Below are 22871 nucleotides of genomic sequence, written 5' to 3'. Positions count from 1 at the left end.
TGTATTTCGTTTTTAATTTTTCAACAATAAATAAACTGTTGTAGCCAAAGATAACAAAGTTATTATTGTTCCTATCGACTGTATACCAGTCTGACCTGTGCCCCATGTTTTTTGTTTTAGAGGTTTCACATAAACATAATCATTAGGCTGTAAATAATAATAAGGCGATTTCATTACGTTTACATCTGTCAGATCAATATCATTCATTTGTACGCCTGTTGGCGTTTGACGTATTACAGTTACCGCTTTACGATTACCAACAGTTGTAATATCTCCTGCATTAGCAATGGCCTCCATTATATTTACATTTTCCTTAAATAATGTTTTTGTACCAGTCTCAACCACTTCACCATTTATTGTATATCTGAAACCTGCTAATTTTACGGTAACAAATATATTTGCTTCTGTTTTAAAGTATTCTTCAAGTAGTTTTTTTTCAATTTTGAGGCGTACTTCTTCAAGTGTATAACCAATTACATTTATTTCACCTAAAATTGGCATCCTTATATTTCCATGATCATCAACAGTAAAGCCGCTAAAATACAATTGTGACTCGGATTTGCTTAAATTACTATTTTCAGTTTCAGTAGCTTTAAAAATAGCAACCAATTTAGGATCTATTGCTTTGATATCTACACTTAAAACATCGTTAACTTGTAACCTGTAAGGTTTAGATTCAACAGCAGAAACCGTAGTTTTTGTTCCGGTTGTTTCTTTGTCCTGCAAATACACTAAATCTTTTACGGGAATACATGATGTGAAAAACGTACTAATCAATAATAGATAAAAACAGTTTTTTGTCATTTTTAAAATTTTATACGCAAATATAGCTATTCCTGTAATCTTCAGGAAATCTTACTCTATTTGTATTTTATTTAATTGTTTTTGAATGTTTTTTCGAAAGGCACGCGATGCAAAATACTTCGGCCTAGTGTAACTTCATCTGCATATTCTAATTCATCTCCTACTGAAATTCCTCTCGCTATTGTAGAAATTATAATTTCATAATCGGCAATTTGTTTATAAATATAAAAATTTGTAGTATCGCCTTCCATTGTAGAACTTAATGCAAAAATAATTTCGACGACTTTACCTAATTTTACTTTTTCGACTAAAGTTATTATGTTTAACTGACCTGGTCCAACTCCTTCAATTGGAGAAATCTTACCTCCTAAAACATGATAAATCCCTTTATATTGTGCTGTATTTTCTATAGCCATCACATCCCTGATATCTTCTACAACACAAATCGTCTGATGGTTTCTTGATGAGTTAGCGCAGATTTCACAAACCTTTGTATCCGAAATATTGTGGCAATTTTCGCAAAATTTTATATCCTCGCGCATATTTAGCAATGCCTGTGATAAAAAAACTGTTTGTTCTTTAGGCTGTTTTAATAGGTGAAGAACTAATCGCAAAGCTGTACGCTTGCCAATTCCGGGCAACTGCGACATTTCATTAACTGCTTTTTCTATTAATTTTGATGAAAATTCCATGAAAACAAAAATAATACTTTTATGGTTTGACAGGACTTGTAATTTAAACATCCTTCTCACATCACAAAAGTTATTGTAAAAACATCATTTATAGCCCTGATGGAAACAGTATCCTTTTGTGCCGGGGTTCGGCACTAAAGATATAGTGTACAGCAGGAAATAGCTCCTAAAACTAATATTGATTTGTTGCCAACAGAACTAATGTACAGGCAACCTCGGCTTTGATATTATTAAGTTCAAGAAGCTGATACAACTCAGGGTTTTCGGTTCCGGGATTAAAAACTACCCGCTTAGGCTGTGATTCGATAATATAATTGTAGTAATCACGCTGACGAGCCGGATTTAAATATAAAGTTACTGTGTCTATATTTTTAACGGGAATGGCTTTGGTATGAATTTTTACACCTGCAACTTCACCTGCATTTTGACCTATAGCCAAAACTGTATGTCCCTTTTGAGTCAGCATATTTATGGCTCTAAAAGCATAACGTTCTGGTTTTGTTGTTGCACCTAGAACTAAAGTTTTTTTATTTTTCATTTATTTCTGAATATGTCACAAAAGTAAGCAAAAAAGGCTGAATTACCTGCTCATTATGAATTTACAGCTTTAAAAGAGAAAAAACAATATCACAACATGATATTTGAGTAAAATCTTAAAATTTGATTATTTTTACTCTACAAACCTAAACCATTATGGATTTATTCATTTATTTATTTGCTGCTCTTTTCTCTGTATTAAACCCAATTGGCACTGTACCTATTTTCGTAGGACTTACCCATGATGATTCAGACAGTGAACGATCCCGAATTTCATTATGGACAGCCATTAATGTTTTCATAATTTTAATTGTTTCTTTCTTTATCGGGCAATATGTACTGACCTTTTTTGGAATTAGCATTGATGCACTTAGAATTGCCGGAGGTCTGGTAATCTTAAATTCAGGTTTTTCATTGTTGTCCGGAAAAATCAGTAAGAAAAGAGGAATTAACAAAAAGGTTGAAAATGATGCGCAAAAAAGAAATGACATTGCATTAACACCATTGGCAATTCCGATGCTTGCAGGACCTGGATCTATTTCTTTGTTAATTGCTTTCTATCAGGAACATCATGAAATAAAAGAAATAATAATTTCAAGTTTAGCTATTTTAGCGATAGCAATTACCATTTTTATTATCTTAAAAAGTGCACATTATTTAGCTCGTATCTTAGGCGCATCAGGAATTGTAGCTATTTCCAGAATAATTGGTTTCATTGTAATTGCTATAGGAATTCAATATATCGTGAGCTCAATAATCAATATCATAAAAGGAAATTTGATGTAACTCATTAAAACAGAAAAAAGGGATAAAACATAAATTTTTATCCCCTTTTTATTTAAATTATTTTCAGTTTTTTGGCAAGAAAACTTCAGCCATCATACACCTTGCACTTCCTCCACCGCAAGCTTCAATAGTATCTAAACTTGAACTTAAGATTTCAGCATGACTTTCTAATTGTGTAATTTGTTTTTCAGTTAGACTCTGGTGCGCAGATGTACTCATAACTATATACTTTTTATCATTCGCTCCCCGAATCTCCAACATATTACCAGCAAAATTATTTACTTGTGCTTCCGTAATCAAAATAATTTCTTTATTATCAGCTTTTAGATTTTCCAAAACCATTTTTCGTTCTTTTTTATCATCAATGCTATCTGCACAAATAACCACAAAAGTTTCTCCTAAACACATCATCACATTTGTATGATAGATTAGTTTACGTTCCCCATCTACTGACTGAAAAGCTTCAAAAATTACCGGAGCATAATCAAAATCTTCACAGAATTCGATAAACAATTCTTCATCTGCCCGAGGTGATAAGGCACAATATGCTTTTCCGTTAGCTCTGTCTAAAATTAAGCTTCCGGTTCCTTCAAGAAAGATTCCATCTTCTTCTGCAGAAGTATAATCCATAATATCACTGATTTCGAAACCTTTTTCTTCCAAAACATCCAAAATATCTTCCCGGCGTTCCTGACGACGATTTTCTGCAAACATTGGATATAGCGCTACTTCTCCATTTTCATGAAACGACACCCAGTTGTTCGGAAAAATACTATCCGGTGTATCTGTTTCTAATGTATCTTCTATAACAGTAACATCTACGCCAACTGCTCTCAATTTTTCTACAAAAGCATCAAATTCCTGCTGCGCTTTTGCATTTACCGTACTTGGTAAAAGTCCGTCTAAAACTTTTTGATAATAATTATTTACAGCCGTCTGTTCATTCATTCTGAAGGCAACAGGGCGAATCATTATAATTGAGTTTGTAGTTTGTTTCATATTTAAAAAATAAAATTAATCTCTAATTAAAGGCAAAGTCGAACATCTCAACAACCCTTCCTGCTTCGCGATTTCAGCATACGGAATTTCTTCAACTATAAAGCCTTTAGCACGTAACCAATTGTTTAATCTTGTAAAATTCTTCTCTGAAACCACAATATTTTCATCAATTGAAAATACATTCGAAAACATATTATACATTTCATTTCTTTCAATATGAAATAAATTTTCCTTTCCAAAAAGATTGACCAAATACATATAATCAGCTTCTTCACGAAAACCTCTTTTATAAATAATTCCTTTATCTTTTCCAACAGGCTGAAAACAACAATCTAAGTGCAAAGCATTATCCCGGGCTTCAATTTTAGATTTAACCAGATCGAATTCTTTAACAATTTTATTCGGAAATAATTCTTTAATATAATTTACACCCTGCATATTAGTACGTGCAGTAATATAATCTTTATAATCACTTCCTTTGTATGTTCCTATAAAAACATAGTCATTCCACAACATCACGTCGCCTCCTTCAATGTGAACTTCTTCCGGCGGACGAACAACTTTTATTGAATCAATTTCATTAATCACATATTGAATCGCATCAAGCTCATGTTCTCTGTCAGGTAAAATATTCGATTTTATAAATATGTCATCAATTACAAATCCAATATCTCTGGTAAAAATCTGATTATAATCCTCTATCATTTCAGGACGATAAACTTCTACATCATATTTTTGAAAAACAGCATTAAATGCATCCATTTCGACAATCATATCTTTTTCGAGAGGATAAGTCCCGGCTTTTATGTGTTCTAGTGATTTAGGATCATAAGCCTCGTGTACTAAAGGTGTCGGTCCATTGTGAACAGCAGAACCCAAAACTACAGCACGCAATCTTGAAGTTTCATTCTTAACATTTAATTGCAACATAATTGTTAGATTTTGTTGCAAATATAAAAAAAAGCTTCACAGTTAAGTGAAGCTTTTTTTTATTTATTTGATTTGAAATCTCTCAATGGATGTCCAGTATAAATTTGTCTTGGTCTTCCGATTGGCTCTTTATTTTCACGCATTTCTTTCCATTGTGCAATCCAACCAGGTAGTCTTCCAATTGCAAACATTACTGTAAACATATCAGTTGGAATACCTAAAGCTCTGTAAATAATTCCAGAATAGAAATCTACATTTGGATATAAATTTCTTGATTTGAAATATTCGTCTTCAAGAGCAGCTGATTCTAATTTTTTTGCAATCTCCAAAATCGGATCTTCAACTCCTAAAGTTTCCAATACTTCTTTAGCTGCTTTTTTGATAATTTTAGCTCTTGGATCAAAGTTTTTATAAACTCTGTGTCCGAATCCCATTAATCTGAATGGATCGTTTTTATCTTTTGCTTTCGCTAAAAATTTATCTGTATCTCCACCGTCTTTATTAATATCTTCCAACATCTCAAGAACTGCCTGATTTGCACCTCCGTGAAGAGGACCCCATAGAGCTGAAACTCCCGCAGAGACAGACGCAAACAAACCTGCATGTGAAGAACCCACCATCCTAACTGTAGAAGTAGAACAGTTTTGCTCATGATCTGCATGAAGAATAAACAATTTATCTAAAGCATTTACAATTACAGGATTTGCTTCGTAAGGACCAGTAGGCAATTTAAACATTAATTGCATAAAGCTTTCAACATATCCTTTTGTATTATCATAATAATTCAAAGGGTAACCCATTGATTTTCTATACGTCCATGTAGCAATTACAAGAAATTTTGCCATTGTTTTACAAATAGCCTCATACATTTCTTTTTCGTTATCAACATTTACTGCTTTAGGATTAAAAGCAGTTAAAGCACTAGTTAATGCTGACAAAACACCCATTGGATGTGCTGTTTTTGGAAACCCATCAATAATATTTTTCATTTCTTCGTTTACCAAAGAATGTTTTTTGATGTCATTTTCAAATTGTTCTAATTCCTGAGCAGTTGGTAACTCTCCAAAAATCAAAAGGTAAGAGGTCTCTAAAAAACTTGCTTTTTCCGCTAAATCTTCGATTGAATATCCTCTGTAACGCAGAATTCCTAATTCTCCATCCAAGAAAGTAATTTCACTTTTGCAAGAGCCAGAATTTTTATAACCAGGATCAATAGTAATAATACCAGTTAAGTCACGTAATTTGTTAATATCGATAGCCGATTCATTTTCGCTTCCTGTAATTACCGGAAGTTCAATTTTCTTACCATCTACTTCTAATGTAGCTATTTTTGACATAATATATGGGAAATAATTCTTTAAAATAATAATTTATCAAATCTAAGGAATTTAAGACTAATTAAAAAAGGAATAATACTATGAATTTGTTAAAACTCCAAAAAAAAGCCATTCGTTTACACGAATGGCCTAAATCTACAATATAACTCTTTAAATTATTTGATTTTAAAAGCGTTTAACCCCGGAAAATAAGCAGTACTTCCTAATTCTTCCTCGATTCTTAATAATTGATTGTATTTTGCCATACGATCAGAACGGGAAGCAGAACCTGTTTTAATTTGTCCACAGTTTAAAGCTACAGCTAAATCAGCGATTGTATTATCTTCCGTTTCTCCTGAACGGTGAGACATTACTGAAGTATAACCAGCATTTTTAGCCATATTTACAGCAGCAATCGTTTCAGTCAAAGTACCAATTTGGTTTACTTTTACTAAAATTGAATTTGCAATACCTTTTTGGATTCCTGTAGATAAACGCTCAACATTAGTTACGAATAAATCATCTCCAACTAATTGTACTTTATCTCCAATTTTTTCAGTTAAATATTTCCATCCATCCCAGTCATCTTCATACATACCGTCTTCGATAGATATGATTGGATATTTAGCAGCAAGTTCAGCTAAATAATCGGCTTGCTCTTCAGAAGTTCTGATTTTTCCGGTTTCACCTTCAAATTTAGTGTAATCGTATTTACCGTTTACATAAAACTCAGAAGCAGCACAGTCAAGAGCGATCATAATTTCATCTCCAAAAGAATAACCAGCTTTTTCAACAGCTAATTTAATTGTATCTAAGGCATCTTCAGTTCCACCAGCTAAGTTTGGAGCAAAACCACCTTCGTCACCTACAGCAGTACTCAAACCTCTATCATGTAAAACTTTTTTCAAGCTATGGAAGATTTCAGTTCCCATTTGCATAGAATGTGTAAAAGAAGTGGCTTTCACAGGGAAAATCATAAACTCCTGAAAAGCAATAGGTGCATCAGAGTGAGAACCTCCATTGATGATATTCATCATAGGAACCGGTAAAGTATTAGCAGAAACACCACCTACATATCTGTATAATGGCAATCCAAGTTCGTTAGCAGCAGCTTTTGCAGCAGCCAAAGAAACTCCTAAGATAGCATTAGCTCCCAATTTAGATTTATTTGGAGTTCCATCTAAATCAATCATTAACTGATCGATCGTATTTTGCTCAAATACAGATGTCCCAACCAATTCTTCAGCAATAACGGTATTTACATTATTCACTGCATTCAAAACTCCTTTTCCAAGATAAGCCTTACCTCCATCACGTAATTCAACAGCTTCGTGTTCTCCAGTAGATGCTCCAGACGGAACAGCAGCTCTACCTAATACACCATTTTCAGTTACTACATCAACTTCAATAGTAGGATTTCCTCTGGAATCAAGAATTTGTCTTGCGTGAACTTTAATTATAATACTCATTATTTTTGTTTTTTATTAATAAATTATGTTTTTTTTTTCGAAAGTATAAAAATATTTAATACTAAAAACGCATTCTTATTATTAATCATCTTTATTTATTAACTACATCGTTTTAGACCCTGCTTGTTTTATATTCTCAACGAATTGATCAAATAAATAAGATGAATCATGTGGACCAGGACTAGCCTCTGGATGATATTGTACTGAAAAACAATTTTTATTCTTCATACGCATTCCTGCTACAGTATCATCATTCAAATGAATATGTGTCAACTCTAATTCAGGATGCCCTTCTAAAGCTTCTCTTTTTACAGCAAAGCCATGATTTTGAGAAGTAATTTCTCCTCTCCCAGTGATAATATTTTTTACAGGATGATTAATTCCACGATGACCTCCAAACATTTTATATGTTTTAACCCCATTTGCTAAAGCGATTATTTGATGTCCCAAACAAATTCCAAACAAAGGCTTATCATCTGCAATAATGCTTCTTGCCACTTCAATTGCTCCATGGAGAGGATCAGGGTCACCTGGTCCATTTGACAAGAAATATCCATCAGGGTTAAAAGCTGTCAAATCTTCATAAGTAGAATCATATGGAAAAACCTTAATGTAGCAATCTCTTTTAGCAAGATTTCTCAAAATATTCTTTTTAATTCCAAGATCCAAAGCTGAAATTTTGTATTTAGCATTTTCATCACCAAAAAAATAAGGCTCAGTAGTTGAGACTTTTGATGCCAACTCTAAACCTTCCATATTTGGCACATTGGCCAATTCTTTTTTCAATTCATCAATCGAAGTCCCATCTGTACAAATAACAGCATTCATTGCTCCATTATCACGAATATAACTTACAAGAGCTCTTGTATCAACATCAGAAATACAGATTAAATTTTGCTTAGTAAAATAATCTTCTAAACTTCCAGATGCATCTTCTCTTGAATAATTAAAGCTGAAGTTTTTACAAACCAAACCAGCTATTTTTACGCTATCAGATTCTATTTCCAAATCATTAACACCATAGTTGCCAATATGAGCATTGGTAGCAACCATAATTTGACCAAAATAAGACGGATCTGTAAAAATCTCCTGATATCCCGTCATCCCAGTATTAAAACAAACCTCTCCAAAAGTTTTACCGCTAATACCTATAGACTTACCATGAAAAATAGTTCCATCGCTTAGTAATAAAATGGCGCTTTGTCGTGTTGTGTATTTCATTCTTTAATTTGTATTGTTTATTTTAATTTTCTAACAAAAATCCAAAAAGGAAATTTATTTTGTAATTAGATATTTTGCAAATTTACTTTTTTAAAAGAGTGCCTCCAAAATTTTTTAAAAATTTCATTAATAAAAATAAAACCTAATCTCTTAAATAAGTTAAATTCTATTTTCTTTATAAAAAAATCAAAAAAAAAGGATAAACTAAAAATTAGCTTATCCTTGATTTCTATAGAATCATTACTTTCATAATTACTCAGAAGCTTCAGTAGTCGTTTCTGATTCAGCAGCAGGAGCTTCCGGAGTTGCTTCCTCAGCTTTTTTAGCTTTACCACCACGACGGCTTTTTGCTTTTTTAACTTCTTTTTTACCACCATTGTAAAGTTCGTTGAAATCTACAAGTTCGATCATTGCCATATCAGCATTATCCCCTAAACGATTTCCAACTTTAATGATACGAGTGTATCCACCTGGACGGTCACCAACTTTAGCAGCTACATCTCTGAACAAGTCAGTTACAGCATACTTACTACGCAGGTAAGCAAAAACAATACGACGGTTGTGAGTCGTATCTTCCTTTGATTTAGTGATTAAAGGCTCAACAAATTGTTTAAGCGCTTTAGCTTTAGCAACAGTAGTATTAATACGTTTGTGCTCAATAAGAGAACAAGCCATATTAGCCAACATAGCTTTTCTATGTCCAGTCTGTCTGCTTAAGTGGTTGAATTTTTTTCCGTGTCTCATGACGTGTTTTTTTTATCTTCATCTTGCTACAATCCACTATGGAGAGCAAAATATGAAGTAAATTATTCTTTATCTAATTTGTATTTAGCTAAATCCATTCCGAAAGTTAAATTCTTCACTGCGACAAGTTCATCAAGTTCAGTTAAAGATTTTTTACCAAAATTACGGAATTTCATTAGGTCATTTTTATTGAACGATACTAAATCACCAAGTGTATCAACTTCAGCCGCTTTCAAGCAATTTAATGCTCTTACAGATAAATCCATATCAACAAGCTTAGTTTTAAGCAATTGTCTCATATGCAATGACTCTTCATCATACGATTCTGTTTGTGCAATTTCGTCAGCCTCAAGTGTAATTCTTTCATCAGAAAACAACATGAAATGGTGAATTAAAACTTTAGCAGCCTCAGTAAGAGCATCTTTTGGATTAATAGATCCATCAGTTTTAATTTCAAAAACTAATTTTTCGTAATCTGTTTTTTGCTCTACACGGAAGTTTTCGATTGCATATTTTACATTTTTTACCGGAGTAAAAATAGAATCTGTAAAAATCGTTCCAATTGCAGCATTCTGTTTTTTGTTTTCTTCAGCAGGAACGTATCCTCTACCTTTTTCGATTGTTAAATCGAAGTTCAATTTGATTTTAGAATCTAAATTACAGATAACTAAGTCTGGATTCAGAACTTGGAAACCTGAGATAAATTTTTGAAAATCACCTGCTGTTAATTGATCTTTACCAGAAACAGAAATTGTAACTGCTTCATTATCTATATCTTCAATTTGACGTTTGAAACGTACTTGTTTCAGATTAAGGATAATTTCGGTAACATCTTCAACAACACCTGAAATAGTAGAAAACTCATGATCTACACCTTCGATACGTACCGATGTGATTGCATAACCTTCTAATGCTGAAAGCAAAACTCTTCTAAGTGCATTACCAACAGTCAATCCATAACCGGGTTCTAAAGGTCTAAATTCAAATTTACCTTCAAAATCGGTTGAATCGATCATGATAACTTTATCGGGCTTTTGAAAATTAAATATTGCCATAAATTTCGACTAAGTCAATTATTATTTGTTGTACAACTCTACGATTAATTGTTCTTTAATGTTTTCTGGAATTTGAAGTCTCGCAGGTACAGAAACGAAAGTCCCTTCTTTAAGATCATTGTTCCAGGTAATCCATTCATAAACATGACTTGAATTTGATAAAGAACGTTCGATAGCTTCTAATGATTTAGATTTTTCACGAACTGCAACTTTATCACCAGGCTTAAGGTGGTAAGAAGGAATATTTACAACTTCTCCGTTAACAGTAATGTGTCTGTGAGAAACTAATTGTCTTGCACCTCTACGAGATGGAGCAATTCCCATTCTAAAAACAACATTATCTAATCTTGCTTCACATAATTGTAAAAGAACCTCACCGGTAACACCTTTAGTAGCTGATGCTTTTTTGAATAAACCTCTGAATTGCTTTTCTAAAATTCCGTAAGAATATTTAGCTTTTTGCTTTTCCATTAACTGAACAGCGTATTCAGATTTTTTACCTCTTTTTTTAGCCATCCCGTGTTGTCCAGGTGGGTAATTTCTTTTTTCGAAAGATTTATCATCTCCGAATATTGCTTCGCCAAATTTACGAGCAATTCTAGTTTTAGGACCAGTATATCTTGCCATTTCTAAAAATTAAATTTAAGGTAGAGATTATGAATTCAGGTCATATCCTTCGATAATCGTTTATTCCACCTTGTTATACTTAAACAATATTATTAAACTCTACGTCTTTTTGGAGGACGACAACCGTTATGAGGCATTGGAGTAACATCGATAATCTCAGTAACTTCAATTCCACCGTTATGAATAGAACGGATAGCAGACTCACGCCCATTTCCTGGTCCTTTTACATAAACCTTAACTTTTTTAAGTCCTGCCTCTAGAGCTACTTTACTACAATCTTCTGCTGCCATCTGAGCCGCGTAAGGAGTGTTCTTTTTAGAACCTCTGAAACCCATTTTACCAGCTGAAGACCAAGAAATAACTTCACCTTTCTTATTTGTCAAAGAAATAATGATATTGTTGAAAGTGGCAGAAATATGAGCCTCACCCGTTGATTCAACGATAACTTTACGTTTTTTTGCAGTTGCTTTAGCCATATTACTTATTATTTAGTTGCTTTTTTCTTGTTAGCAACAGTTTTTCTTTTACCTTTTCTTGTTCTAGAGTTATTTTTAGTTCTTTGTCCTCTTAACGGAAGACCAGATCTGTGACGGATACCTCTGTAACATCCAATATCCATTAAACGTTTGATGTTCAAAGAAACTTCAGAACGTAATTCTCCTTCAATTTTGTAAAATCCAACAGCATCACGAATTGCTCCGATCTCGTCATCATTCCAATCTTGAACTTTTTTATCTTGGCTAACTTGAGCTTTTTCTAAAATCTCAATTGCTCTACTTCTCCCTAATCCGAAGATATAGGTAAGTGCTATAACGCCTCTCTTATTTTTTGGGATATCTACCCCTGCTATTCTTGCCATAATTATCCTTGTCTTTGTTTAAATCTAGGATTCTTTTTGTTTATTACGTACAGTCTCCCTTTTCTACGCACGATAATGCACTCGGCACTTCTCTTTTTTACTGATGCTCTAACTTTCATAGTGAATATCCTTTAATATCGATAAGTAATTCTTGCTTTTGACAAATCATAAGGACTCATTTCCAGTTTCACTTTATCACCAGGTAATAATTTGATATAATGCATACGCATTTTTCCTGAAATATGAGCAATTACAATATGTCCATTTTCTAATTCTACACGGAACATAGCATTTGATAATGCTTCAATAATTGATCCGTCTTGTTCTATTGCTGATTGTTTTGCCATAAATATATTAAGCTACCGCTTTTCTATTTTTACCAGTCTTCATTAAACCATCATAATGTTTGTTTAACAAGTATGAATTGATTTGTTGAATAGTATCTATTGCAACTCCAACCATAATTATTAATGAGGTACCTCCAAAAAACATTGCCCAAGATTGTTGTACATCCATAACACTTACAACAATAGCCGGGAACACAGCAATCAAAGCAAGGAATAAAGATCCTGGGAAAGTTATTAAAGACATCACTTTGTCAAGAAACTCTGAGGTTTCAGCTCCTGGACGAACTCCAGGGATAAAACCACCACTTCTTTTTAAATCATCAGCCATTTTATTAGTAGGCACAGTAATTGCAGTATAAAAGAATGTAAATACAATAATTAAAGTTGCAAATACAAAATTATACCAAAAACCAAACATATTACTAAATGTTCCAACGATAGATTGTGATGTATCAGATTTAGACAATCCAGCTACAGCAGCAGGAATAAACATAATTGCCTGGGCGAATATGATTGGCATAACCCCAGAAGCATTAAGCTTAAGCGGAATCCATTGTCTGTTACCACCTGCTAAATCCTGCTCGTAATCCCCCGTAGTTGTACGACGAGCATACTGAACAGGAATTCTACGCACTGCCATAGTAAGCAACACACAAGAAATAATAACTAATAACCATACAATAATTTCAATAACCAACAACATAGGACCACCATTGTTATTCGTAACTCTGGTTGTAAATTCTTGTATAAAAGCTTGAGGTAAACGAGCTAAAATACCAACCATAATCAATAATGAAATTCCATTTCCAATACCTTTATCTGTAATTTTTTCCCCAAGCCACATAGCAAAAATAGTACCAGTAACCAAGATTATAACAGAAGAAAACAAAAATTCAGGAGAATTAAATCCTAGCAAAAATGCATTACCAGGCAGTGTTCTGTATAAATTATAAATATAAGTCGGACCTTGAACCAATGTAATAGCAATAGTTAACCAACGTGTAATTTGATTAATTTTTTTTCTACCGCTCTCTCCATCGTTTTGAAGTTTTTGCAAATATGGAATCGCAATTCCCATTAACTGGACAACAATAGACGCAGAAATGTAAGGCATAATCCCTAAAGCAAAAACTGAAGCTTTAGAAAAAGCACCTCCGGTGAACATGTCCAGGATGGATCCTAAACCATTTTTTGTTTGTCCCGCTAAACCAGTCAATTGAGTTGCGTCAATTCCAGGAAGCGTAACGTGTGCTCCAAAACGATATACTAAAAGCAAACCTAATGTGATCAGGATTCTGTTTTTCAGTTCTTCGATTTTCCAAACATTACTTATTGATTCAATAAATTTCTTCATACAATAGAAAAATTATATTGTTACAGCCTCTCCACCAGCAGCTTCAATAGCAGCTTTTGCAGTAGCAGTAAATTTGTGAGCAGTTACTTTTAATTTTGCTTTCAATTCTCCTCTACCTAAAATCTTAACGATTTCATTTTTGGTAGCTAGACGATTTGCTACAAAATCTGTCATTGAAACAGAATCAGTAATCACACCATTGTCTACTAATAATTGAAGCGTATCTAAATTAACACCTTCGTATTCTTTACGGTTGATGTTTGTGAAACCAAACTTAGGCACACGTCTTTGAAGTGGCATTTGCCCTCCTTCAAAACCAATCTTTTTAGAATAACCAGAACGAGATTTTGCTCCTTTGTGACCTCTTGCAGAAGTACCACCTTTTCCAGATCCTTCTCCTCTACCTAATCTTTTATTTTGATTGTGCGTTGACCCTTCAGCTGGTTGTAAGTTACTTAAATTCATAACAGTATTTGTTATTTAGCTTCTTCGACAGAAACTAAGTGTTTAACTTTGTTTATCATCCCAAGGATAGCAGGGTTTGAATCATGCTCTACAACTTGTCCCATTTTACGTAGACCCAAAGCTTCCAAACCTCTCTTTTGAGAAAGAGGGCAGTTGATTTTGCTTCTTACTTGTTTTACTAATAATTTAGCCATAATTTCCTTGAATTAACCTTTAAAAACTTTTTCTAAAGAAACACCTCTTTGTTTTGCAACAGTGTAAGCGCTTCTCATTTGTAATAAAGCATCAAAAGTTGCTTTCACTACGTTATGAGGATTTGATGATCCTTGAGATTTTGATAATACATCATGAATACCTACTGATTCAAGAACTGAACGAACAGCTCCACCAGCAATAACTCCTGTACCATGAGAAGCAGGAATTAAGAATACACGTGCACCACCAAATTTACCTTTTTGTTCGTGAGGAACAGATTGTCCATTCAAAGGAATTTTCACTAAATTTTTCTTAGCATCTTCCACTGCTTTCGCAATTGCTTCAGAAACGTCTTTAGATTTTCCTAATCCGTGACCAACTACTCCATTTTCATCACCTACAACTACAATAGCAGAAAAACCGAAAGCTCTACCACCTTTTGTAACTTTAGTAACACGATTAACACTTACCAGACGATCTTTAAGTTCAAGACCACTAGGTTTTACCAATTCTACATTTTTGTATTTAGACATAATATATTAGAATTTAAGTCCAGCCGCTCTTGCGCCTTCTGCTAATGATTTAATACGACCGTGGTATAAATATCCACCTCTATCAAAAGTGATGGTATCAATTCCAGCTTTTAACGCTTTCTCTGCAACAAGTTTTCCAACTGCAGCAGCAATTTCAACGTTAGTACCGTTTCCTATTTCTTTTTCTCTTGAAGATGCAGCTAATAAAGTAACTCCATTTACATCATCAATAAGTTGAGCGTAAATTTCTTTGTTACTTCTAAATACAGATAGCCTTGGGTTAGCAGCAGTACCACTAATCGATTTTCTAATTCTGAATCTAATTCTCTGTCTTCTATCAGATTTTGTTAATGACATAATCTTATTTTTTAAGCTGATTTACCTGCTTTTCTTCTTAATACTTCACCCACAAACTTAACACCTTTTCCTTTGTACGGCTCAGGCTTACGGAAACCTCTGATTTTCGCAGCTACCTGCCCTAAAAGTTGTTTATCAAATGATGTTAATTTTACGATAGGGTTCTTTCCTTTTTCAGATATTGTTTCAACAACTACTTCAGGAGCAACTTCTAAAACAATATTGTGAGAATATCCAAGAGCTAAATCTAACTTTTGACCTTGGTTTGAAGCTCTATAACCAACCCCAACTAATTCAAGTTCTTTAGTAAAACCTTCAGACACACCAACAATCATATTACTGATTAATGATCTGTATAATCCGTGTTTTGCTCTTTGGTCTTTATGATCAGACGATCTTTCTACTAAAACCTGATCGCCTTCAACTTTTACAGTAACGTCCGAAAACTCCTGAGTTAGTTGACCTTTTTTTCCTTTTACTGTAATAATACCGTCTTTAACTTCTACAGTTACACCAGCAGTGATTACAATTGGGCTTTTACCTATTCTTGACATCTTTATCTAGTGTTTAAAATTAGTATACGTAACAAATTACTTCACCACCTACATTTAATTGCTTAGCTTGTTTTCCAGTCATCAAACCCTTTGATGTAGAAACAATTGCAATTCCTAATCCATTAAGGATTCTAGGTAATTTGGCAGCACCAGCATACTTACGCAAACCTGGTTTACTAATTCTTTGGATATCTTTAATTACTGGCTCTTTAGTATCTTTATCATACTTTAAAGCAATTTTGATTGAACCCTGAACTGTGTTGTCCTCAAATTTGTAACTCAAGATATAACCTTGATCAAATAAGATCTTAGTTATTTCTTTTTTTAGATTAGATGCCGGAATTTCAACAACTTTGTGATTTGCAGCCACAGCGTTACGAACTCTAGTCAAATAATCTGCAATAGGATCTGTATACATATGTATTTGATTGCGATTATGGTTTTCGGGAGACACTCGTCCCCCGAACCTTTAATCAATTAAAATTATTTTTTGGTTTGCAAAAGTACAAACTTATTGTGAGATTACCAAGATGCTTTTTTCACCCCTGGAATTAGTCCATTATTAGCCATCTCACGGAAAGTTACACGTGAAATACCAAATTGACGGATATAACCTCTTGGCCTACCCGTTAGTTTACAACGATTATGCAAACGAACTGGCGAAGCATTTTTAGGTAATTTTTGTAAACCTTCATAATCTCCAGCTTCTAACAAAGCTTTTCTTTTTTCAGCATACTTAGCTACCGTTTTCTCTCTTTTCACCTCACGGGCTTTCATTGATTCTTTAGCCATGTCTTAATTCTTTTTAAAAGGTAAACCTAATTCAGCCAATAATGACTTTGCCTCTTTGTCTGTTTTTGCAGTAGTAACAAAAGTAATATCCATTCCTGAAATTTTGTTTACTTTATCAATATCAATTTCTGGAAAAATGATTTGCTCTAAAACTCCAAGATTATAATTACCTCTTCCGTCGAAACCAGTAGCTTTGATACCACTAAAATCTCTAACACGTGGCAAAGCAGAAGTAACAAGTCTGTCTAAAAACTCGTACATTCTTTCGCCACGTAAAGTAACTTTTGCTCCAATAGGCATCCCTTTTCTCAATTTGAAAGACGCAACGTCTTTCTTTGAAATTGTAGATACTGCTTTTTGTCCAGTGATCTTTGTCAACTCATCAACCGCATAGTCAATAAGTTTTTTATCAGATACAGCTGCACCAACTCCACGGCTCAAAACGATTTTTTCAAGTTTTGGAACTTGCATTACGTTTGTATATCCGAATTCCTCTTTAAGAGCAGAGATCACTCTACTCTTATATTCTTCTTTTAGTCTAGGTGTATATGCCATTACTATAGTACTTGATTAGATTTTTTTGAAAATCTTACTTTCTTATCTCCTTCTACTCTAATACCAACTCTAGTCGTTTCCTTAGTCTTAGGATCAATTAGTGAAATGTTAGATATTTGTATAGAAGCTTCTTTCTTAACGATACCACCTTGAGGGTTTTTAGCACTTGGTTTTGTATGTTTCGAAACCATGTTTACACCTTCAACTATCGCTTTATTTTTCTCACGGTAAACACGTAAAACTTTACCTTCAGCACCTTTATGGTCTCCAGCAATTACTCTTACAATGTCTCCTGATTTTATTTTTAGCTTTATCATCTTAAAACGAATTAAAGCACTTCTGGTGCTAATGATACAATTTTCATGAATTGTTTTTCACGAAGTTCTCTTGCTACCGGACCAAAAACACGAGTTCCTCTCATTTCACCTGCAGCATTCAAAAGAACACACGCATTGTCATCGAAACGGATATAAGAACCATCAGCTCTTCTCACTTCTTTTTTGGTACGTACAACAACTGCAGTTGAAACAGCCCCTTTTTTAACGTTACCGTTTGGAGTTGCATCTTTAATAGATACTACAATCTTGTCACCAACAGAGGCATACCTTCTTTTGGTACCTCCTAAAACACGGATAGTTAAAACTTCTTTTGCTCCCGTGTTATCTGCTACTTTTAGTCTTGATTCCTGTTGTACCATAATTATTTAGCTCTTTCTAAGATTTCAACTAATCTCCAACATTTTGTTTTACTTAAAGGACGCGTTTCGCTAATTCTTACAGTATCTCCAATGTTACAGTCGTTTGTTTCGTCGTGTGCAACATATTTCTTAGTTTTCAACACGAACTTACCGTATAATGGGTGCTTTACTCTTCTTACTTCAGCAATAACAATAGATTTATCCATTTTATTTGAAGTAACAACACCAATTCTTTCTTTTCTTAAATTTCTTTTTTCTTCCATCTTTCAGCAGAATACAATTATTGTAACTCTCTTTTAGTTAACTCTGTAGCCAATCTTGCAACTGTTCTTCTTACACTTCTAATTTGAAGCGGGTTCTCAATTGGAGAAATAGCATGAGCCATTTTTAGGTCAGCATATACTTTCTTAGTTTGACTAAGTTTTTCTTGCAACTCCGCTGCAGAAAGATCTTTTATTTCTGATTGTTTCATAATATAAATTTAATTATGCTTCGAAATCTCTAGCAACAACGAATTTAGTTTTTACTGGAAGCTTTTGAGCTGCAAGACGTAAAGCCTCTTTTGCAACTGATAAAGGAACTCCTCCAACTTCAAACATAATTCTTCCGGGTTTAACAACGGCAGCCCAATACTCAACGGCACCTTTTCCTTTACCCATACGCACCTCAAGAGGTTTCTTAGTAATTGGTTTGTCTGGAAATATTTTGATCCATAATTGTCCTTCTCTCTTCATGAAACGAGTTGCAGCGATACGTGCAGCTTCGATTTGACGAGAAGTTAAGAACATTCCATCTTCATGTACAGATTTAATACCAAACATTCCATTAGAAAGTTCATGACCTCTTTGAGAGTTACCTTTCATCTTACCCTTTTGTACCTTACGGTATTTTGTTCTTTTAGGCTGTAACATTTTTCTTTAGTTTAAAAATTTACTTTCTTTTACGAGCGTCTGGTTTACCACCTTTATTAAAGGGCTTTCTATCTCCTCTTGGAGAATCACCACCTTTACCACCACCAGTTCCAGATTGTTTTTTATCCATCCCTGCAAGTGGAGAAAGATCTCTCTTTCCATAAACTTCACCTTTCATGATCCATACTTTGATCCCCATTCTACCATAAGTAGTATGAGCTTCAGCCAAAGCATAATCAATATCAGCTCTGAAAGTTGATAGAGGAATTCTACCTTCTTTGAAACCTTCAGAACGTGCCATCTCAGCTCCATTCAAACGACCAGAAATCAAAACTTTGATACCTTCAGCATTCATACGCATAGAAGCAGCAATAGCCATTTTGATTGCACGTCTGTAAGAAATACGGCTTTCGATTTGACGAGCGATGCTTGTCGCCACAAGATAAGCATCTAATTCAGGTCTTTTGATTTCAAAGATGTTGATTTGAACCTCTTTGTCAGTAACTTTCTTAAGTTCCTCTTTTAACTTGTCTACCTCTTGCCCACCTTTTCCGATAATGATACCAGGCCTAGCAGTAGTGATAGTAACGGTTACAAGCTTTAAAGTTCTCTCGATGATCACTTTTGATACACTAGCTTTTGATAAACGAGCATGGATATACTTTCTGATTTTGTGATCTTCAGCTAATTTATCGCCGTAATCATTTCCACCATACCAGTTTGAGTCCCATCCTCTGATGATACCAAGTCTATTTCCAATTGGATTTGTCTTTTGTCCCATGCTGCTTAAGAATTGCTTTGTGTGTTATTGATAGCCCCAAGCACGATTGTTACGTGATTAGAACGTTTTCTTATTCTGTGTGCACGACCTTGTGGAGCTGGACGAAGTCTTTTTAACATCATTCCACCATCTACTCTGATCTCTTTAACAAATAATCCAGCTTCTTCTAAATTACCTTCACTATTTTTTTGCTCCCAGTTGTTGATTGCAGATAATAATAGTTTTTCTAATTTTCTTGAAGCTTCTTTAGAACTAAATCTTAAGATGTTAAGTGCTCTTTCTACCTTCTGACCTCTTACCAAGTCCGCTACTAAGCGCATTTTTCTAGGTGAAGTAGGGCAGTTATTCAATTTTGCGAAAGCAATAGACTTATTAGCCTCTTTTCTCGCATCTGCTGTTTCTCTTTTACGAACTCCCATTGCTTCTTATTTTTTACCTTTATTTTTTGCTCCAGCATGACCTCTAAAAGATCTAGTTGGTGAAAACTCTCCTAATTTGTGACCTACCATGTTTTCTGTTACGTAAACTGGTACAAATTGACGACCGTTATGAACTGCTATAGTCTGTCCAACAAAATCTGGAGTAATCATGGAAGCTCTAGACCAAGTCTTTACTACTCCATTTTTTCCGCTTTCAATGTTTTCCTGAACTTTCTTGTCTAATTTATAATGAACGAAAGGTCCTTTTTTTAATGAACGTGCCATATCTTATTATTTCTTTCTACGTTCTACGATATACTTGTTACTCGGGTTTTTCTTAGAACGAGTTCTGTAACCTTTAGCCGGTACTCCGTTTCTTGAACGTGGGTGCCCTCCAGAAGAACGTCCTTCACCACCTCCCATAGGGTGATCAACTGGGTTCATCGCTACTGGTCTAGTTCTAGGTCTTCTTCCTAACCATCTTGTTCTACCTGCTTTTCCAGACACAACTAATTGGTGATCAGAGTTTGAAACAGCTCCAATTGTAGCCGAACAAGTTAACAAGATTAATCTTGTCTCACCAGATGGCATTTTAATTGTTGCATATTTCCCGTCTCTTGCCATTAACTGAGCAAAAGTTCCAGCCGAACGAGCAATAACAGCTCCTTGTCCTGGACGTAACTCAATACAAGATATAACAGTTCCAAGAGGAATTCTGCTTAAAGGTAAAGTATTACCAATCTCTGGTTGAGATTCTGGTCCGGAAACTAATTTCTGACCAACTTTCAATCCATTTTGAGCGATAATATAAGTTTTCTCTCCATCAGCATAAGCTAATAAAGCAATAAACGCAGTACGATTTGGATCGTATTCGATTGATTTCACTGTAGCCGGAATTCCGTCTTTAGTTCTTTTGAAATCAATAATACGATATCTCTGCTTGTGACCACCACCCGTATAACGCATGGTCATCTTTCCTTGACTATTTCTACCTCCAGAGTTTTTTATCGGCGCTATCAAAGAGCGTTCCGGCTTATCAGTTGTAATGGCGTCATAACCATTCACAACTCTAAATCGCTGACCTGGGGTAATAGGTTTTAATTTTCTTACTGACATTTTTCTATCTTAGATATTGTTGTAAAAATCAATTGTTTCTCCTTCTTGTACTTGAACAATCGCTTTTTTAATTGCATTTGTCTTTCCACTGATTAAACCACTTTTAGTGTATTTTGTAGTTCTATCCGGTCTTACATTCATTGTGTTAACTGAAACGATAGTTACTCCATAAGCAGCTTCAACAGCTTTCTTAATCTGAACTTTGTTTGCTTTTTTGTCAACAACGAATCCGAAGCGGTTTAAAACTTCACTTTCTTTGGTTACTTTTTCCGTTACTATAGGTCTGATAATGATGCTCATATTCCTATTATTTACTTAAATTTTCTTCAATTAACTCTAAAGAACCTTCCAAAAGCACTAAATTATTAGCGTTTAATATTGCGTAAGTGCTTAATTCTGAGCTAGTTACGACATTTGAAGCCTTTAAATTGCGTGACGACAAATATACATTTTTATTTGACTCTCCCAACACAAATAAGGATTTTTTATTCTCTAACCCTAAAGCTTTCAAAACGTTAATGAAATTTTTAGTGTTTGGCGCTTCAAAATTAAAGTCTTCAAGAACGATAACATTCGACTCTTTTGCTTTAATCGAGAAAGCTGACTTTCTAGCCAGTCTTTTCAAGCTTTTATTCAATTTAAATGAATAACTTCTTGGTCTTGGCCCAAAAATTGTTCCACCACCCTTAAACAATGGATTTTTGATACTTCCCGCACGAGCAGTACCTGTTCCTTTTTGTTTTTTAATCTTACGCGTACTACCAGTAACTTCGGCTCTTTCTTTAGCCTTATGAGTACCCTGTCTTTGATTAGCAAGATATTGCTTAACATCAAGATATACAGCGTGATTATTTGGTTCAATTGCGAATACTGAATCAGAAAGTTGAACTTTTCTACCAGTATCTTTTCCGTTGAAATCTAATACTTTTACTTCCATTACTTCTGAATGATTACATAAGAGTTTTTATGCCCAGGAATACACCCTTTAACAACAAGCAGATTCTTTTCAGCAACTACTTTTAAAACTCTAAGGTTTTGAACTTTTACATTATCTCCTCCCATTCTTCCAGCCATACGCATTCCTTTGAATACTCTAGACGGATAAGAAGAAGCTCCTACAGAACCTGGCGCTCTTAAACGGTTGTGCTGACCATGAGTAGCTTGTCCAACCCCACCAAAACCGTGACGCTTAACAACACCCTGAAAACCTTTACCTTTAGACACACCTTGTACATCTACAAATTCTCCTTCTTCAAAAATAGAAACATCAATTAGATCTCCTAATTTTTGTTCAGTTGCAAAATCTTGAAATTCAACGACTTTTTTCTTAGCTACAGTTCCAGCTTTTTTAAAGTGCCCTAAAGCAGCCTTAGTGGAATGTTTCTCGTTTTTGTCATCGAAACCAAGTTGCAACGCTTCATACCCGTCAACACCTTTGGTTCTGACTTGGGTAACAACACACGGCCCAGCTTCGATTACTGTACAAGGAATGTTTTTCCCGTTTTCGTCGAAAATACTAGTCATGCCGATTTTTTTACCAATTAACCCAGACATAAATATTAATTATTAATTACTAAAATTCCCTTCAATTTGAAAATAACAGAAATTTCCAAACAGGGAGTGCAAAAGTAGATATTAAAATTGAATATACCAAACAGTTACAAAAATTAAATCGCTCATAATCAAAATTCAAGAGATTAACCCCACACGAATTAGCATTTATTTCTTTCAAAAAACAGATATTAATTCTTAACTT

General features: G+C 34.2%; 37 protein-coding genes. 1 reads left to right on the top strand and 36 read right to left on the bottom strand.

Annotated elements, in window-relative coordinates; all coding sequences use genetic code 11:
- Positions 1-12: 12 nt before the first annotated feature.
- The 3 genes from DMB68_RS16510 to DMB68_RS16500 form a co-directional block, all read right to left on the bottom strand.
- On the bottom strand, positions 13-804 hold the full coding sequence (locus DMB68_RS16510) for a polysaccharide biosynthesis/export family protein (RefSeq protein WP_110347744.1): 792 nt from the start codon (positions 802-804) through the stop codon (positions 13-15).
- 71 nt (positions 805-875) lie between these two features.
- On the bottom strand, positions 876-1496 hold the full coding sequence (gene recR / locus DMB68_RS16505; RefSeq protein ID WP_110348044.1) for a recombination mediator RecR: 621 nt from the start codon (positions 1494-1496) through the stop codon (positions 876-878).
- 172 nt (positions 1497-1668) lie between these two features.
- The gene (locus DMB68_RS16500; protein ID WP_110347743.1) at positions 1669-2034 is read right to left on the bottom strand and encodes a CoA-binding protein; all 366 of its coding nucleotides are present in this window, start codon (positions 2032-2034) and stop codon (positions 1669-1671) included.
- A 155-nt stretch (positions 2035-2189) separates the two neighbouring features.
- Here DMB68_RS16500 and DMB68_RS16495 point away from each other — a divergent pair, with 155 nt between their 5' ends.
- Positions 2190-2819 carry a MarC family NAAT transporter gene (locus DMB68_RS16495; protein WP_110347742.1) on the top strand — a complete coding sequence of 210 codons (630 nt, stop codon included), beginning with the start codon at positions 2190-2192 and terminating at the stop codon, positions 2817-2819.
- A 63-nt stretch (positions 2820-2882) separates the two neighbouring features.
- Here the strand turns inward: DMB68_RS16495 and ctlX are convergent, their stop codons facing one another.
- The 33 genes from ctlX to rplC form a co-directional block, all read right to left on the bottom strand.
- Complete coding sequence (gene ctlX, locus DMB68_RS16490) at positions 2883-3818, bottom strand: citrulline utilization hydrolase CtlX (RefSeq protein WP_110347741.1); 936 nt, start codon at positions 3816-3818, stop codon at positions 2883-2885.
- Between the two features lie 15 nt (positions 3819-3833).
- On the bottom strand, positions 3834-4748 hold the full coding sequence (locus DMB68_RS16485) for a dimethylarginine dimethylaminohydrolase family protein (protein ID WP_110347740.1): 915 nt from the start codon (positions 4746-4748) through the stop codon (positions 3834-3836).
- Positions 4749-4807: 59 nt separating this feature from the next.
- Positions 4808-6085 (bottom strand): citrate synthase, encoded by a 1278-nt coding sequence (locus DMB68_RS16480; protein WP_110347739.1) that lies wholly within the window; start codon positions 6083-6085, stop codon positions 4808-4810.
- Positions 6086-6240: 155 nt separating this feature from the next.
- Positions 6241-7533 (bottom strand): phosphopyruvate hydratase, encoded by a 1293-nt coding sequence (gene eno, locus DMB68_RS16475; protein WP_110347738.1) that lies wholly within the window; start codon positions 7531-7533, stop codon positions 6241-6243.
- Positions 7534-7635: 102 nt separating this feature from the next.
- Complete coding sequence (gene carA / locus DMB68_RS16470; RefSeq protein ID WP_110347737.1) at positions 7636-8754, bottom strand: glutamine-hydrolyzing carbamoyl-phosphate synthase small subunit; 1119 nt, start codon at positions 8752-8754, stop codon at positions 7636-7638.
- A 252-nt stretch (positions 8755-9006) separates the two neighbouring features.
- The gene (gene rplQ / locus DMB68_RS16465; RefSeq protein ID WP_110347736.1) at positions 9007-9498 is read right to left on the bottom strand and encodes a 50S ribosomal protein L17; all 492 of its coding nucleotides are present in this window, start codon (positions 9496-9498) and stop codon (positions 9007-9009) included.
- Positions 9499-9560: 62 nt separating this feature from the next.
- A complete protein-coding gene (locus DMB68_RS16460) occupies positions 9561-10553 on the bottom strand; it encodes a DNA-directed RNA polymerase subunit alpha (protein WP_026109818.1) in 993 nt (330 codons plus the stop codon).
- A gap of 21 nt (positions 10554-10574) precedes the next feature.
- Entirely contained in the window at positions 10575-11180 is a 606-nt protein-coding gene (gene rpsD / locus DMB68_RS16455) for a 30S ribosomal protein S4 (protein ID WP_007803679.1), read from the bottom strand.
- Positions 11181-11272: 92 nt separating this feature from the next.
- Positions 11273-11656 carry a 30S ribosomal protein S11 gene (gene rpsK / locus DMB68_RS16450; protein WP_007803677.1) on the bottom strand — a complete coding sequence of 128 codons (384 nt, stop codon included), beginning with the start codon at positions 11654-11656 and terminating at the stop codon, positions 11273-11275.
- 8 nt (positions 11657-11664) lie between these two features.
- Positions 11665-12039 carry a 30S ribosomal protein S13 gene (gene rpsM / locus DMB68_RS16445; protein ID WP_031456033.1) on the bottom strand — a complete coding sequence of 125 codons (375 nt, stop codon included), beginning with the start codon at positions 12037-12039 and terminating at the stop codon, positions 11665-11667.
- Positions 12040-12041: 2 nt separating this feature from the next.
- Positions 12042-12158 (bottom strand): type B 50S ribosomal protein L36, encoded by a 117-nt coding sequence (gene ykgO / locus DMB68_RS16440; protein WP_002987490.1) that lies wholly within the window; start codon positions 12156-12158, stop codon positions 12042-12044.
- Positions 12159-12170: 12 nt separating this feature from the next.
- Positions 12171-12386 (bottom strand): translation initiation factor IF-1, encoded by a 216-nt coding sequence (infA, locus tag DMB68_RS16435; RefSeq protein ID WP_007136545.1) that lies wholly within the window; start codon positions 12384-12386, stop codon positions 12171-12173.
- A 7-nt stretch (positions 12387-12393) separates the two neighbouring features.
- Positions 12394-13740, bottom strand: coding sequence for a preprotein translocase subunit SecY (secY, locus tag DMB68_RS16430; protein WP_110347735.1), 1347 nt, complete (start codon positions 13738-13740; stop codon positions 12394-12396).
- 12 nt (positions 13741-13752) lie between these two features.
- Entirely contained in the window at positions 13753-14205 is a 453-nt protein-coding gene (gene rplO / locus DMB68_RS16425; RefSeq protein ID WP_017495009.1) for a 50S ribosomal protein L15, read from the bottom strand.
- 11 nt (positions 14206-14216) lie between these two features.
- Positions 14217-14399, bottom strand: a complete 183-nt coding sequence (rpmD, locus tag DMB68_RS16420) for a 50S ribosomal protein L30 (protein WP_017495010.1) — start codon at positions 14397-14399, stop codon at positions 14217-14219.
- A 12-nt stretch (positions 14400-14411) separates the two neighbouring features.
- On the bottom strand, positions 14412-14936 hold the full coding sequence (rpsE, locus tag DMB68_RS16415; RefSeq protein WP_085950271.1) for a 30S ribosomal protein S5: 525 nt from the start codon (positions 14934-14936) through the stop codon (positions 14412-14414).
- Between the two features lie 3 nt (positions 14937-14939).
- Positions 14940-15290 carry a 50S ribosomal protein L18 gene (gene rplR, locus DMB68_RS16410; protein ID WP_110347734.1) on the bottom strand — a complete coding sequence of 117 codons (351 nt, stop codon included), beginning with the start codon at positions 15288-15290 and terminating at the stop codon, positions 14940-14942.
- 11 nt (positions 15291-15301) lie between these two features.
- Positions 15302-15844 carry a 50S ribosomal protein L6 gene (gene rplF / locus DMB68_RS16405; RefSeq protein WP_110347733.1) on the bottom strand — a complete coding sequence of 181 codons (543 nt, stop codon included), beginning with the start codon at positions 15842-15844 and terminating at the stop codon, positions 15302-15304.
- A gap of 19 nt (positions 15845-15863) precedes the next feature.
- Positions 15864-16262 carry a 30S ribosomal protein S8 gene (gene rpsH / locus DMB68_RS16400; RefSeq protein ID WP_007803657.1) on the bottom strand — a complete coding sequence of 133 codons (399 nt, stop codon included), beginning with the start codon at positions 16260-16262 and terminating at the stop codon, positions 15864-15866.
- A 104-nt stretch (positions 16263-16366) separates the two neighbouring features.
- Complete coding sequence (gene rpsN / locus DMB68_RS16395; RefSeq protein WP_031456037.1) at positions 16367-16636, bottom strand: 30S ribosomal protein S14; 270 nt, start codon at positions 16634-16636, stop codon at positions 16367-16369.
- Positions 16637-16639: 3 nt separating this feature from the next.
- The gene (gene rplE, locus DMB68_RS16390; RefSeq protein ID WP_007803652.1) at positions 16640-17191 is read right to left on the bottom strand and encodes a 50S ribosomal protein L5; all 552 of its coding nucleotides are present in this window, start codon (positions 17189-17191) and stop codon (positions 16640-16642) included.
- Between the two features lie 2 nt (positions 17192-17193).
- On the bottom strand, positions 17194-17508 hold the full coding sequence (gene rplX, locus DMB68_RS16385; RefSeq protein WP_007803650.1) for a 50S ribosomal protein L24: 315 nt from the start codon (positions 17506-17508) through the stop codon (positions 17194-17196).
- Positions 17509-17519: 11 nt separating this feature from the next.
- A complete protein-coding gene (gene rplN / locus DMB68_RS16380; protein WP_007803649.1) occupies positions 17520-17888 on the bottom strand; it encodes a 50S ribosomal protein L14 in 369 nt (122 codons plus the stop codon).
- Between the two features lie 2 nt (positions 17889-17890).
- Positions 17891-18151: a 30S ribosomal protein S17 gene (gene rpsQ / locus DMB68_RS16375; protein WP_059114054.1), complete on the bottom strand. Its 261-nt coding sequence runs from the start codon at positions 18149-18151 to the stop codon at positions 17891-17893.
- A gap of 17 nt (positions 18152-18168) precedes the next feature.
- On the bottom strand, positions 18169-18360 hold the full coding sequence (gene rpmC, locus DMB68_RS16370) for a 50S ribosomal protein L29 (RefSeq protein WP_031456038.1): 192 nt from the start codon (positions 18358-18360) through the stop codon (positions 18169-18171).
- Between the two features lie 13 nt (positions 18361-18373).
- Positions 18374-18799: a 50S ribosomal protein L16 gene (gene rplP / locus DMB68_RS16365; RefSeq protein ID WP_007803637.1), complete on the bottom strand. Its 426-nt coding sequence runs from the start codon at positions 18797-18799 to the stop codon at positions 18374-18376.
- 19 nt (positions 18800-18818) lie between these two features.
- Positions 18819-19580, bottom strand: a complete 762-nt coding sequence (gene rpsC, locus DMB68_RS16360) for a 30S ribosomal protein S3 (protein WP_007803635.1) — start codon at positions 19578-19580, stop codon at positions 18819-18821.
- Between the two features lie 5 nt (positions 19581-19585).
- Positions 19586-19999 carry a 50S ribosomal protein L22 gene (rplV, locus tag DMB68_RS16355; protein WP_007803631.1) on the bottom strand — a complete coding sequence of 138 codons (414 nt, stop codon included), beginning with the start codon at positions 19997-19999 and terminating at the stop codon, positions 19586-19588.
- A 6-nt stretch (positions 20000-20005) separates the two neighbouring features.
- Complete coding sequence (gene rpsS, locus DMB68_RS16350) at positions 20006-20284, bottom strand: 30S ribosomal protein S19 (protein WP_031456039.1); 279 nt, start codon at positions 20282-20284, stop codon at positions 20006-20008.
- Between the two features lie 6 nt (positions 20285-20290).
- Entirely contained in the window at positions 20291-21115 is an 825-nt protein-coding gene (gene rplB, locus DMB68_RS16345; RefSeq protein ID WP_110347732.1) for a 50S ribosomal protein L2, read from the bottom strand.
- Positions 21116-21124: 9 nt separating this feature from the next.
- A complete protein-coding gene (rplW, locus tag DMB68_RS16340) occupies positions 21125-21415 on the bottom strand; it encodes a 50S ribosomal protein L23 (protein WP_017495018.1) in 291 nt (96 codons plus the stop codon).
- 7 nt (positions 21416-21422) lie between these two features.
- Positions 21423-22052 carry a 50S ribosomal protein L4 gene (gene rplD, locus DMB68_RS16335; protein WP_110347731.1) on the bottom strand — a complete coding sequence of 210 codons (630 nt, stop codon included), beginning with the start codon at positions 22050-22052 and terminating at the stop codon, positions 21423-21425.
- Positions 22052-22669, bottom strand: a complete 618-nt coding sequence (gene rplC / locus DMB68_RS16330; RefSeq protein ID WP_057124294.1) for a 50S ribosomal protein L3 — start codon at positions 22667-22669, stop codon at positions 22052-22054. Before rplC ends, rplD begins: the two co-directional genes overlap by 1 nt.
- Positions 22670-22871: the final 202 nt, after the last annotated feature.

Origin of the sequence: Flavobacterium hydrophilum (genome assembly GCF_003202405.1) — a bacterium.
Classification (GTDB): domain Bacteria; phylum Bacteroidota; class Bacteroidia; order Flavobacteriales; family Flavobacteriaceae; genus Flavobacterium; species Flavobacterium hydrophilum.
This window is presented reverse-complemented; position numbering and strand designations above follow the sequence as displayed.